Source organism: Clostridium sp. AM49-4BH (assembly GCF_003478335.1).
Lineage (GTDB): Bacteria > Bacillota > Clostridia > Lachnospirales > Lachnospiraceae > Butyribacter.
In genome coordinates this window covers 1-13200 of record NZ_QUFB01000009.1, presented here as the reverse complement: position 1 = coordinate 13200, position 13200 = coordinate 1, and the positions used below count along the sequence as shown (strand labels likewise).

The following is a 13200-nucleotide window of genomic DNA, read 5'->3' as shown; positions in this document are numbered from 1 at the left end:
ATCAGCGCGGTTCCACCCTTGTTCAGTGAGCATCTTCTGTCACTGCAACTCATTCGACGATAACGGTGTCAGCCGAACCGGATTGGGGTCACTCCGAGGTAGTTTTCCACTTCTTTGTGATAAGATGTTCCAGCGCCTCGGCAACTGCCGATTCCCATCTCTCTCTGTCATCACGCATGAAATGTACTCGTCTCATCAACGTTTTTACTTCTTTGTATTCGTAATCTTAATACTATCTTTTCACTTTGTCAATCGTTCAGTTCACTTTTTTTCTGATAATATTTTTGTACAATATCTTTTTTATCGCGTTTGCGGATCGGGATCACCATGCCGTTTTCATATGAAAATCGTAATCAATGACGCCATCGACCTGCTCCACGTTAATAATATAGCTTTGGTTACAGCGTAAAAAATATTTCATATTGAGTTTTTGCTCGATCGTGTTAAGCCGCTGATATGCACGATATTTTTCATCTCCATGATAAATATATACCACGCGCCCCTCCGACTCTATCACACTAATTTCTCTCTGTTTAATGCAGAATTTCTTCTGCTGAACGCTGAAACGCAAAAACTCCATATCTTCATCATGTGTACTGACCTGATTTCTCGAAAAGTAATCACATATCGTTGCACGTACCTGCATAACATCATAGGGTTTCATCAGATATGCAAACGCATGCAGTTCATAGCCTTCCCGCAGATATTGATCACTTCCGGTTGCCAATATGATCTCCACTTTGACATCTTTTTTACGAATCGCACGTCCGGTAGCGATACCGTCCATCTCTTTCATAAAAACATCCAAAAAGATCAGGTCATAATCTCCTCTTGAAAAATTACGCTGTAACTTTTCACCTGAGGAAAACTCCACGATCAACACTTCCTGATGTAGTTCCTGTAAAACTGCCGTTACTATTTTGCGAAGTAATCTTCTTTCCACCTCATTGTCATCACATAATGCTATTTTTATCATACTCATCCTCCATGTATCCGTTCATCTACTGCCAAAGGAATGGACACATATTTATACTCCCTGCTTTATCTTTTATTCCTGTGCTGCGATCATCATCGCAGGTATGATCTGCTTCTTACGAGAAACCGTATCCTGCAAAATGATCTGCTTCGTATCTTCAGGCAGATGAAATGCTTTCACTGCCAATTCTCTTGCCCCATTGCCATGATACAATAGCTCTGTCGTACCCTGCAAAATGTCGGTCAGCATAAAGAACAACATCTCCACCTCATGGTTGGCAAGCGCCTTTTCCATATATGGTAACAATTTATCCTTGATCGCAACAAGTTCCTGACGATCCATCGAAGTGATCTGTCCAACCCCAAAGACAAGGTCATTTGCCACAAATTTCTTGAAATCCTGATAGAAAATTTCTTCCGGAGATTTCGAAGATAATTTGCTGCCCGCCGCAAACATTTCTGCCGCATACTGTTCCGTATCAATGCCGGCAATCTCTGCCAGCGCCTCTGCCGCCTCGCGGTCTGTATCTGTGCAGGTCGGAGAACGATAAATCAGCGTATCGGACAAGATTGCGGAGCACAATAACCCGGCAATCTTCTCTGTGAGTTCCACACCTGACTCGCGGTACATTTGATAAATGATCGTTGCCGTACAGCCTAACGGCTGATTGCGGAAAAATACCGGTCCCATTGTTTCAATACTTCCAATACGGTGATGATCGATAATCTCGATAATCTCGGCCTCTTCCATGCCATCTACTGCCTGTGTCAGCTCATTATGATCTACTAAGATCAGCTTTTTCTTACGCGCACCGAGCAGACTTCGACGGGAAATCATACCAAAATAATTCTCATTCCAATCTAAGATTGGGAAATCCCGGTATCTCTTTTTCGCCATCGTGTCACGAATATCATCCAAATATTCTCCCAGACCAAACGTGATCAGATTTTCACTCTTCATAAAGAAACGGATTGGGATACTCTGGTTTATCAGACGTGATGCCGTAAACGTATCATAAGGCGTTTTGATAATATAACAGCCCCTGCTTTCTGCAAGACGGCTGATGGTATAAGAAACCAATGCTCCATCACAGACAATAATACATTTTGCGCCCATCTCAATGGCACAAAGCTGCGACTCATAACGGTTTCCCAATATGACGATATCATCTTTTTCAATATAGCTTTCCATCAGATCCGGGTTAGCGGCTGCAATCAGGCACTTACCGGAAGTAATCTCCTCATCCATATCACCGTGTATCATATCGCCATCTAAGGTTTCTACAATATTATGAAATGGTGTCCCTGCTTTTGAAATGATACGGCTGTCATACACATCCATGTAGGATTTCGCAATATCTTCAATCGTGATCAACCCCAACAGCTTTTGGGAAGCATCGACGATCGGAAGTGTCTGCAGCGTGTCTGTTTTCATCAACTCCCATGCACGTTTCAAAGATATTTCCTGACTAACACCAGTCACTCTCTGCACATCAATATCAATAACCTGTGTCCGGACATCGCCCATATAGTCGGGTGCCGACACACCAAAATGCTTCAACACAAACTGCGTTTCTGCATTGATCTGTCCCGCTCTCTTCGGGATATATTTTTCTCCGGTACTCTGCGACTTCAGATTCGCATATGCAATCGCTGAGCAAACGGAATCAGTATCCGGATTGATATGACCGATCACATTCACAACGGATTCATATTTATATGACATACTTAACCTCCATGCATCTGATATCCTGACTTCAAAATCCAGTCAAGTCTAACTTCCACGATTGTTTATCGATAATCCTGCTCTGTATATTGTGAAATATCAATAATATATTTAAATCTTCTTGCCAACGCCGGAACAAAGCGGAACAACTGATCCAACGTCGCTCCCTCATCCGATAAGATCACTGCAAAGTCACCGTAATATTCATCCATAATGGAGAAAATCTTCGTGATCGTTGGGAATAACAGATCTGCCGCTCTGGTAACTAACAGACAATTTCCTTTGAGCTGTGACTTAAACTGCATCAGATCCATACTATTTAACTGTTCTGCATCAATACGCGCGATACGTCCTGCACTTAAATATCCGGTTTCCCGCATAACCATTGCTATTTTCTTGGATATTCCAAGAATACGTTCTTCTCCATCCCCCATCAAAACAAAATGAGATGGATCCAGTTCTCCTCCGATCAAAATCAAAATATCGGCAAAAGAACGATGTAACGCACGTGTCGTTGGCAAATCCTTTTCCGGCAGCGTTTCTCCGGTCAAAGACTGGCTGATCGCTGCGTCCTGCTGCTGTACTTCTTTTTCTAATTCGTCCATTAATACCGCCTCCGCTGTTTGTTCTGTGCCAGCGATCTGCTGCTCTGGCAGCGAATCACCATCTTCGTTTGGTATTTGTGTTTCCTCTGATGTGTTAATTTCTGACTCGGCAGTCATTGCCGCATCCTGTTCCGTCTGTCCGTTGAAAGCTGCATCAACGACATCGTCATTCACCGGCTGTTCTACACTGCCGGATACATTTTCTTCTGCAGACTGCTCCGGTAAAGATTCTCTCTCTGCCTCCGGTGGAATAACCACTGTCTCCTGAAACATCGGTTCTTCCGGTACATCCACGGTCGGAATGACATTCGTCTGCGCCATATCTGTCTCTTCTGCTGTAACTTCTTTGTTCTGAGAAGAGAGTGGAACATACTCTTTTGTTGGTGTCTGTGCAGATGATTCTGTCATACGCTCAAATACTTCATTTGTTTTATTTGGCAATTCCTGGTATACAGCAACTGCTTTTTCTTTTAACTGTTCATTTTGCTCCGCCTCATAAATAGCAGAGATTTCTGCCGCAAGGTCCTGTGTGATCCCGGTTCCTGACTGTGAAATTCTTGGAAAATCTGCAGGATTGATCGCGCTGTACTTATTGTCTGCCGGTTGGGCTGTAACCGTTGTCTGTGCCGCCCTAGGTTCTTGTGGTTCTTTAGCGGGCTCTGACGCAGTCTCCATTGCAATGTTCTCCGGCTCTGCGTCTACCGGAGCATCCGAAAAGATTTCCTGCGCCTCTTCTGTCGCAGCCGATTCCACCGGAGTCTCCGGTTTCCATATATCTGTAGATTCCTCTTCTGCTGACTTCTCTGTACTCTCTGTCGATGCAGACTGTTCGTCCATCTCCGACTCACTTTCCTGCTCCTCCTCAGATATTGTCTTAACCATCGTCTCCTCAAACTTCGCAGGATCTACTTTCTTAAGATATTTCATCTCCTGTTCATTTCCCGCCTCCAAATATTCATTCAACGCCGGAAGTGATCCGGTATCATCCGGATTTGGTTTCTCGGTCTTAACCGTAAAATCCTTATCATCCATAAAAGGCAGCGGATTTTTCTCTTCAATATGCTCCAGCAAAAGCTTGGCGCGTTCTACGATCTCGCCCTGACCAAACCATAACTTAATATCTTCGCATTCTTCCGCACATTCCTCGTAGCGCCCCGCCTGCTGATACAGTTTCGCTAACTCATATGCCCACTCTTCTATGTATTCTTCTTCTTTGAGACTCTTTAATGTGTCGATTAACTGACTGATCGGCACGCCCGCAGCTTTATCAATGCGGTACCGTAAGATCAAAGCATCTCTATTATTTGGATTCATGCGTACAAATTCTTTATAATAGCTTTCTGCATCGTCCAGTTCATTGGTGCGTATCGCCAAATAGATCAAACGATATAAAATACGGCGTGTTCTGGACTTTTTATAAATCCGCAGATAAGTTGCCTTCGCCGCCTCAAACTGCTCTGTGCGGGTGTACACCTCCGCAAATACCTTGAGGTCACTGATATTACGAACCTGACGCATGTCTAACGTCTGGATGACCGTCAATGCTTTCTTATATTTTCTTTCTTCCGCTAAATGATGCACCTGTGCAATGCGGATCGCTATTTCATATTGTCTCATATCTTCCTCCATGTCATTTACTTTAATTATTTAAAGCAAAATAAGTGCGGTACAGATCTTCTCTGCGATCTGCCCTAGTGCTGAATTTGTGACGCAATGACCACGCTCTGTCATCCAGATCACAAACAAGAATTCCTTCCCTGCCGGACAGCATTCCTAAAATATTACCGATCGAATCTACTGCCATGCTGTCTCCGGAATACGCACAGCCATCATGCATTCCCACGCAATTCACGCCGACTACATAAGACTGTGTTTCGATTGCACGTGCCCGCAGTAGTGTCTGCCAATGTTCCCGCCTGATCTGTGGCCAGTTAGCGATCACCAGCAAAACATCCGCTTCCCGTGCTGCGATCTGAAAGATCTCCGGAAAACGTAGATCATAACAGATAAACAGGGCTATCTTCCGTCCCAAAAACGGGACAGTAACAATTTCATTTCCTTTGGCATAACAATCCGATTCACCCCCATAAGTAAACGGATGCATTTTTTTATATTCTCCGACTACCGTTCCCTCTTTGTCCAATAGTGTAAAGCGATTGGTTACAAGCTTTTCTTCTCCCTCCGGGCTTGCTGCCCATCCAAAGCCAATGGCAAGATTGTAAGATTTTGCCAATTCTTTCATTCGCTGCACTGTGCGAGAATCCTTAGGATCTTCTGCCACTTTTGCCGTGTTTAGAGTGACTCCGGTAAAGCTCATCTCCGGAAATATAATGCATTCTGCCGCGGCTTCCGCTGCCTGCTTGATCAACGTCTCCGCTCTATCTATAGATGCATCTGCATTCTCCCACACCATGTCCAGTTGTCCAAGTGCTATCCGCATTTGTAATCACCAAACCTTTCTCGATGCATTTCATTAAGAATCTATCTTCCCACTATCTTATTCAGTATAGCACAACTCCATATGATTTGCGACAGTTTTTGCAAGGAAAATTTGAACAATCTGACAACTCAACATATTAGAGTTCGAAGATCCATGATAAATACATAGTCAAAAAAAAAGATGTGTGCTATAATAATCGAAATACACAAGCTTCGCACATCCGAAGCTGCTGTCAGGTTACATATTGCTTATTATGTCAGCAATAAAGGGGATATTTTGCAGCCAACAAATGAACTTGTTCTGCCGACAGCGAACTAAGATAATTGCCGCAGAACGCAGAGTTTTTTTATGATTTCTTATTTTGTTAAGTCTCTGATGAATACATGCCCGAAGGAGTGTCTGAGATGTCCCGTTTTAGCAAGGTATCATCCATTTTTGGACGGGACGCTTTCGCTACGATGCGCTACGTCACGTTACTTAATGTCTCTGAAATACAAGACATAAGTAACGACGAGCGCAAAGTCCCTTTCAAAAATGATGAATACCTTGCTTCCGGGACGTCGAGTTCTCCGTAAGGCATGTAAATCAATCATCAGAGACAACAAAATTTAGAAATCACCAAAAACAAAAATGCGGCAAGGCAATTACTATAGTTCTCTGCCGGCAGAAGCCACTATGTTGTGGCTGCAAAATGCTAAGTATTCTGACATAATAAGCAATATGTGACGATATGATCATTTCGGATGTGCGAAGTTTGAGGCACAATATTTTATCGAAATGTTCTCTCCGTATAGAGACGTTTCAGAATGGAGGAAAAAATGAACATACAATCAGTAAATGACAAAGCATTTGAAGTATATGGACGCGTCGTAGACGGTTACGATTATGCCGAACTACTTGCCACCTTGGAGAAGTGCTCTGAGAAGCCTGCCGATTCTGTGATCTACGTTCCGGGCTGTGCTGAGTTAGAGGCAACACCTGCTTACAAGGATCTTCAGATCAACTGCTATGGTGGTATGCCGATCCAGATCGGTTACTGCAATGGAACAAATACCAAGTTAAATTGTTTTGAATATCATCGTGACAGCGAGATCGATATTGCTGCCGATGATGTCATCTTATTGGTAGCAAGACAGCAGGATATACAGGATGGCAAGATTGATTCATCCAAGACAGAAGCTTTCTTATGTCCAAAGGGAACTGCTGTTGAGCTCTACGCAACGACCTTACATTATGCGCCATGCAGTGCCAAGCTTGGTGAAGGTTTCCGTGTTGTTATCGTACTCCCTAAGGGCACAAACGAAGATAAGCCTGCTTTGACCGTTAAGAATGCAGAAGATAATCTTCTGTGGGCTCAGAACAAGTGGCTTCTTGCTCATAAAGATACTGCTGAAGCAGCAGATGGCGCACATGTTGGAATCACTGGCGATAACATCGATATTACTGATTTGATCAAATAGATTTGGAGAAACTCCTATGAATTTACCAGAAGCATTTTTAGCACGTATGAAAAAACAGCTTGGTGCGGAATATGATGCATTTGTCGCATCCTATGATGCGGATACTTCTTATGGACTTCGCTTAAATCTTTTAAAAGGGACTGTGGATGAGATCATCCCAGTCCTTCCTTTTGCCTTGACGAATGTCCCATGGATCCGGAAGGATTTCATGTAAGCAGCGCCGAACGCCCCGGCAAACATATATTACATGAGGCCGGAGCATATTATATTCAAGATCCAAGTGCTATGTCTGTTATCACATTGCTAGATCCGATGCCGGGCGAGCGTATTCTCGATCTCTGCGCGGCTCCCGGCGGCAAAAGTACCGGGATTGCTGCTCGTATGCAGGGGCAGGGACTGCTCGTTTCCAATGAGATCATTCCCGGCAGAGCGAAGATCCTATCTCAAAATGTAGAACGAATGGGCATTACCAATGCACTGGTCTGTAACGAATCACCGGAACGTATTGCCTCGCATTTCCCGCTCTTTTTTGATCGTATCGTAGTGGATGCTCCCTGTTCCGGGGAGGGGATGTTCCGCAAAGATGCCGGTGCCATTTCTGAATGGTCACCAGAAAATGTCACACTTTGCAAAGAACGTCAGAAAATGATCTTAGCTTATGCCGATGCCATGTTAAAACCCGGCGGTGTCTTGGTGTATTCTACCTGTACATTTGCGCCGCAGGAAGATGAAGAACAAGTGTCCGACTTTTTGGATAAACATGACGAATATTTTATCGAACCGTGGGAAGATTTTCTTCCGACAGACTGTGGCATTAAAGATGGCACCATTGCAGGTACCATGCGTTTATATCCCCATCTGATCTCTGGTGAAGGGCACTTCGCTGTGCGTCTGCGCAAGGGGCAGGGCGATCCACACACAGCATTGGATACTTCTGATCCGATCGACACACGTCAAAAACGAACCAAAAAAATTTCGAAAAAAGCGTCAAAAAGCACTTTTGATCTGTCCTATTTTACGGACTTTGCAAAACAAGTTTTTACAAATGAACCCATAGATATTGCAATGGACTCCCTTACTGTTTTTGGAGATGAACTCTATGCGCTCCCAGCGGAGACTCCATCTCTAAAGGGACTCAAAGTAATTCGTCCGGGACTACACTTGGGAACCCTTAAGAAAAATCGTTTCGAACCATCGTATGCGCTTGCCAAAGCATTACGTTCAGATTCTATGCTTTCTTATGAAACTACAGAGGAAGAAGCTGCAAGGTATCTGCAAGGAGAGACGCTGATGACCTCTACCTCATTGCAAGGATGGGTGCTTGTGTGCTATCAGGGATTTCCATTAGGGTTTGCCAAAGCCACAAAAGGCACACTGAAAAATCATTATCCAAAAGGGTTGCGAACACAATATTAAAGAAGCTCCACAGAACAAAGAGTCGCTTGCGACTCTTTCGCGCTCGAGCGGTACTGTTTGCAGCTAACTTCTTCTCCGCGAGATGCGCATCCTCGCGGAGCGTTTTTTGCTTTATAGGAAACGAGAAGTTTCCTATAAAGTCAAAAACAGAGCAAAACGCTGGTTTTGCTCTGTAATTTGTTCGCTATTAGCACTTATCGCAAATGCTACTTGATGACTTTCACTTTTATTTTGTATCGTTTCTTCAAAAATTTACGTTCCTTATACATTTCTGAATTCTTTGGTGTTTTTATGGTAATGTTGGAAAGGTTACACTTTAATCCACGATAATAAAATATGCTGTCAATGTACAACCAAAGATTTTTTATGCCTTTAGGAACCGTCACACTCCTCAGTTTCGGACAATCAATAAACACATATTCTCCAAGTTTCTTAACTCCTTTTTTTAGCACTACAGACTTTAACTTTTTGCAATCTGAAAATGTTTGATCTAGTTCCACCTTTCCGTATACGGTTATCTTCTTCAACGCAGAGCTACGAAATGCTGTCACCTCCAATATCTTCAGTCTTCTAGGCATCCTAATATAATTCAACGAACAGCGCACAAACGCATTCTGTTCAATTATCTTTACCGTATCCGGCAGGATCACCTTTTTGATGTTGGTGCAGAAAGAAAAAGCGGAATCTGCTATCTTTGTTGTTCCCTTTTTTACTTTAACCGTTTTTGCCGTATATTTTCTAGGAACTGAAATCAATTTCTTTCCATTTTTGGTATATAAAACCCCTTTATATGACTTATACCACCTATTACCGGATGCCACATTAAATTTTTTCAGATGCATTAAGAATGACTGCATTCCCTTGCAATACCCCTCATTCAACGATCCCCCTTCATACGCATCGATCAATTTAACCGTCTTAGGAATATTTAATATTTCCACCTTTGGTACAAGCCACGTTCCCTCTTCCACATCATATAATTCATAACGATAATCTTGCTGTTCTGATGCTCTAAATACATCATACAAATCTATCTTTGTTACTGTTTTTCCGTCAATCTTTTCCGGTACGTTGACTATTTTTTGATCCATTGGTATTCCCACGATCTTAGCTGTATTATTTTTTTCCGAATAAAGATAAGTAAACCCATTTTTCTGACCCCACTTGCCACACTCTGCTTCTTTCATGGTAAAGAATTTTTGAAATAACGTCAAATACCTGTCATCCACCGGCACGTAGTCTCGCTGTGCATGTACTGTTACTGAGGAAGACACTGCAACTAATGCACAAAAGACCGCTAATAAAAGATAATTTTTCCACTTCATACGAATCCCTCCTGTTCAACTATACTTTTTGTTATCATGTTCCACATACTAATATTCCTAGTTTCAATCACAACGTGAATATGTTTTCCATGCCGAAGTTGTGCTGATAGACTTATCTAATTTTCTCGCATAAGTATATACCCTGTATAAGCAAATATCATTCTTTGGATTCTTCGAGTCATTTGCTCCAAAATTATTAAAAGCATTAATATTAAACTTGTTATGCTTGTTATAATAATTTTGCAGCAGTCCTGACACCGCATGCTTAGCTCCGTACTGATAACGGTTTCTATTTGATCCCGGATAATCTGCATAATGTCTATGAGATTCTCGTCTTCTATCATTGACTGATTTGCCATTATATTCATGTGTGATCTTCTGATCTAACGCAGAATATGTTATATAACTGCCATACATGTCTCTTATGATCTGATCGCACTCTGACGTCATAAACAAGTCAGCCCCTCCATTACCAATAACGTCTTTCCACAATTGTTTTCGCATAGAATCATCATTTGGCACAATCGATTTGTGAGAAAATGCATCCCCTGCTACATGCAGTGCCATTCCAAGCACCCGCAGTGCTCTGTTATTGGCAGCCGCATTGGTCCCGGTATAGGCATTTGGGATGTTATAAGCCTTACCGCCTTTTTTAAGTTCTTTGGTGCAGATAATATTGATCGCCTTATTGATATATGACAGATTTGCCAGATCAATGACTGCACCTTTGGCAGAATCACTGTTCATGATCGCCGTAATGCTTTTCCCCTGATTAGTTTTCTGTAAATATGCGATCTTATATAGGTAATAGGCTGTTGTAATATAATTGGTATATTTATGCGCATGCAGGTTCGGTACATCCTTTGCCAGATTCACTGTGGTACCCCCGCTTGTTCCACTGCAGGTATCCACTGCCAGACTAACCGCTTTTAGCACAGCTATCTTTTTATCCGTGTATTTTGATTTCAAGTTCGCATCCGATACAGCATCGCTAATAAGACTATTGTGTCCTTTTTCCATCCACTTTGCCACCACTCCCGGTATCACATACCGGTCTTCTGCAGTAACATGGCTCCCACACTCCGGCAGATCACTTGTGCTGCAATTAGGCTTATAAACAACATCAAAATCTTTCGCCAGCTCCGATGCAGCTTTATAGTCTACGATCTTTCCGTTCCCATCAGCAAGCTGTTTGGCACTGACATCCATGCATTGTCGTATCTTATCGGCGGACCAGTCTGCATGGTTCTCCCACAGCTTCGCCGCTACCGCAGCAATATGCGGTACTGCCATACTGGTGCCGGATTCCACGGTCAATCCTCCCAACTGGGCAAGTACCGGAATATATTCTCCCGGTGCTGACAGTTCAACTCCCGCTCCCTGTACCGAACAGTCTGCCGGCGACATATCTGCACTGACACCGCCAACAGCCATGACTTCCTCATATGCGGCCGGATATAATATTTGATCCGCTTCTTTATCATTTCCCGCTGCTGCTATCATCAGAATGCCTTTGTCTGCAACAGATTTGATCTCTTCTCTTAAAATATCGGAATCGTAATTCGTACCAAAGCTCATGTTGATAATATCAATACCATTTTCTTCACACCACTGCAGCGCCGCAACCACTCTGCTGATCGGTGCTTCGTTGTTTTCATCCAAGATCCGCACGGAATAGACTTCCAGATCATCATCGATTCCCGTCACACCATTGTCATCATCTTTCGCACAGATGATACTGGCAACTGCCGTTCCATGACCGGTCATATCACAGCATAGAAAAGAGGATTCTTCCCCGGCGTACAGAAGATCCACACGGTCAGCCACATCAATATCTTCTATAATGTCTACCCCGGAATCGATCACAGCGATCTTCTTTTTGCCGTTTTCTGCCTTCTTCGGTTTGCCAGATACTCCACGCTCCACATTGACCGCATCAATATTCCATGCTTCCTTAGCAAACTGAATGATCTGGTCTGCTTCATCCGATTCACAGCCGCTTACTATTTCGTCACGTTCTACGGATACCACTCCGGACTCCTGTTCCAATTGCTGTGCTTGTGAATCGGTTAGTGCCAAGCTCACACAGCCGGAACTTTCCAATAATTCTGCTGTACTTTCATTGTGATCCACAGTGTCATACTCTTCTGCCAGCTTGTCAAGCTTATGTCGATCTGCCACGTTCACGATGTAATCTTTTGCTGTTTCTTTGTGCGCTGCCGCACGAACTGTAAATGTCTCTTGTACCCCGCCAAGGACCATAGATGCCGCCAATATGCTGACCACGATCCCTTTCCTTACTCGTTTCTTTTTCATTTGCTCCTCCTTACCCATGTCACTTCTCACATGTAAAAAATAGATACTCTAGATACAAAAAATAATTCACTCTATACAGAACTTCCGTTAGTTACATCTTTAGTACACCATAGATCTATTACCTTGTCAACAATAGCAGCATAATCTTAATAATTCTTAAGAATTTGGACATATCTGATCATCTATAAAAAAAACCTCGCCCCTTTTGAGAAGCGAAATTGATGGATATCTGGTTGAAGATTCACAAAATACTCGCAAGGAAAATTCAAACCTTTTTAACACCTTAATCGTCATGAAAAAAAGTGATTAAATAACTGGAACATTGAGGGCAAAACATATATCCATAAAAAAGCACACATAAGCAAGCTAAAATTCCTAAAATCCTAATTCCAGTCAACTGATATGTAATGACCTCTTGTCAAGTACAAATTAACAGAAATCACCACAAACTTTATTTAATTGTTGCTGAAGGCACCCAGAAAGAGCCTCGGAGTATCAGTTCTCGGCCTTGGCCACTCTGATATACGTGGATTGGTTACCTACAGGTCAATGGTCCGCCGTGAGCTCTACCGTCTAAAAGCGTGGATCACAGATCTCTCTGTGCCGACATAGTTGAATCGTAGATAGCTCGAACCTTGAAATGGCCGAAGCCCTTTCAAGATGTCTTCAGTTGTTACTTTGTATTGGCCAGATGTATGTGGCGTAAGCCATCTTACATCTGCTTAATTACCCACCATAACAGCGGGATGATGATGTCAAGGCTGCGTAAGCACCGCCATAGGCGGCTTGGTCTTGACAGTAGCAGCACGATGTTATACCCACGTCAGGCAATGTTATCTGTCATCATGCCCCACATGAAGCATGCAAGTTCCCTTGCGATTGCTGTTTTGGCTACATTATGTTTCTTATACTTATTAAGCACCATCTTGTAGTATCG

General features: G+C 43.0%; 9 protein-coding genes. 3 read left to right on the top strand and 6 right to left on the bottom strand.

All coding sequences use genetic code 11. From position 1 onward, the window contains the following. Positions 1 to 322: 322 nt before the first annotated feature. From DW981_RS04060 to DW981_RS04045, 4 genes are all read right to left on the bottom strand, one after another. The gene (locus DW981_RS04060) at positions 323 to 976 is read right to left on the bottom strand and encodes a LytTR family DNA-binding domain-containing protein (RefSeq protein WP_182434126.1); all 654 of its coding nucleotides are present in this window, start codon (positions 974 to 976) and stop codon (positions 323 to 325) included. Positions 977 to 1048: 72 nt separating this feature from the next. After that, a complete protein-coding gene (locus DW981_RS04055; protein ID WP_022024914.1) occupies positions 1049 to 2701 on the bottom strand; it encodes a putative manganese-dependent inorganic diphosphatase in 1653 nt (550 codons plus the stop codon). Positions 2702 to 2766: 65 nt separating this feature from the next. Then, positions 2767 to 4923, bottom strand: coding sequence for a hypothetical protein (locus DW981_RS04050; protein WP_118506858.1), 2157 nt, complete (start codon positions 4921 to 4923; stop codon positions 2767 to 2769). A gap of 22 nt (positions 4924 to 4945) precedes the next feature. Further along, positions 4946 to 5746 carry a nitrilase-related carbon-nitrogen hydrolase gene (locus DW981_RS04045; protein WP_118506857.1) on the bottom strand — a complete coding sequence of 267 codons (801 nt, stop codon included), beginning with the start codon at positions 5744 to 5746 and terminating at the stop codon, positions 4946 to 4948. An 818-nt stretch (positions 5747 to 6564) separates the two neighbouring features. Between DW981_RS04045 and DW981_RS04040 the strand changes: the two genes are divergently transcribed. Genes DW981_RS04040 through DW981_RS04035 form a run of 3 tightly spaced genes read left to right on the top strand, consistent with a single transcriptional unit; the run spans position 6565 to position 8622 of the window. Further along, complete coding sequence (locus tag DW981_RS04040) at positions 6565 to 7206, top strand: DUF4867 family protein (protein WP_118506856.1); 642 nt, start codon at positions 6565 to 6567, stop codon at positions 7204 to 7206. Positions 7207 to 7222: 16 nt separating this feature from the next. Further along, positions 7223 to 7420: a hypothetical protein gene (locus DW981_RS16100; RefSeq protein ID WP_347474502.1), complete on the top strand. Its 198-nt coding sequence runs from the start codon at positions 7223 to 7225 to the stop codon at positions 7418 to 7420. Next, positions 7396 to 8622, top strand: a complete 1227-nt coding sequence (locus tag DW981_RS04035; RefSeq protein ID WP_347474501.1) for an RsmB/NOP family class I SAM-dependent RNA methyltransferase — start codon at positions 7396 to 7398, stop codon at positions 8620 to 8622. Before DW981_RS16100 ends, DW981_RS04035 begins: the two co-directional genes overlap by 25 nt. Before the next feature lie 206 nt (positions 8623 to 8828). Here DW981_RS04035 and DW981_RS04030 read toward each other — a convergent pair whose 3' ends face one another. Continuing rightward, complete coding sequence (locus DW981_RS04030) at positions 8829 to 9947, bottom strand: leucine-rich repeat domain-containing protein (RefSeq protein WP_118506855.1); 1119 nt, start codon at positions 9945 to 9947, stop codon at positions 8829 to 8831. Between the two features lie 63 nt (positions 9948 to 10010). Beyond that, the gene (locus DW981_RS04025; RefSeq protein WP_182434125.1) at positions 10011 to 12263 is read right to left on the bottom strand and encodes a S8 family serine peptidase; all 2253 of its coding nucleotides are present in this window, start codon (positions 12261 to 12263) and stop codon (positions 10011 to 10013) included. Positions 12264 to 13200 lie beyond the last annotated feature (937 nt).

Excerpts from the sequence above, each read along its gene's own strand:
- DW981_RS04055 (WP_022024914.1), bottom strand. The coding sequence starts at position 2,701 with ATGTCATATAAATATGAATCCGTTGTGAATGTGATCGGTCATATCAAT.
- DW981_RS04025 (WP_182434125.1), bottom strand. The coding sequence starts at position 12,263 with ATGAAAAAGAAACGAGTAAGGAAAGGGATCGTGGTCAGCATATTGGCG.
- DW981_RS04045 (WP_118506857.1), bottom strand. The coding sequence starts at position 5,746 with ATGCGGATAGCACTTGGACAACTGGACATGGTGTGGGAGAATGCAGAT.
- DW981_RS04040 (WP_118506856.1), top strand. The coding sequence starts at position 6,565 with ATGAACATACAATCAGTAAATGACAAAGCATTTGAAGTATATGGACGC.
- DW981_RS16100 (WP_347474502.1), top strand. The coding sequence starts at position 7,223 with ATGAATTTACCAGAAGCATTTTTAGCACGTATGAAAAAACAGCTTGGT.
- DW981_RS04050 (WP_118506858.1), bottom strand. The coding sequence starts at position 4,923 with ATGAGACAATATGAAATAGCGATCCGCATTGCACAGGTGCATCATTTA.
- DW981_RS04060 (WP_182434126.1), bottom strand. The coding sequence starts at position 976 with ATGATAAAAATAGCATTATGTGATGACAATGAGGTGGAAAGAAGATTA.
- DW981_RS04035 (WP_347474501.1), top strand. The coding sequence starts at position 7,396 with ATGGATCCGGAAGGATTTCATGTAAGCAGCGCCGAACGCCCCGGCAAA.
- DW981_RS04030 (WP_118506855.1), bottom strand. The coding sequence starts at position 9,947 with ATGAAGTGGAAAAATTATCTTTTATTAGCGGTCTTTTGTGCATTAGTT.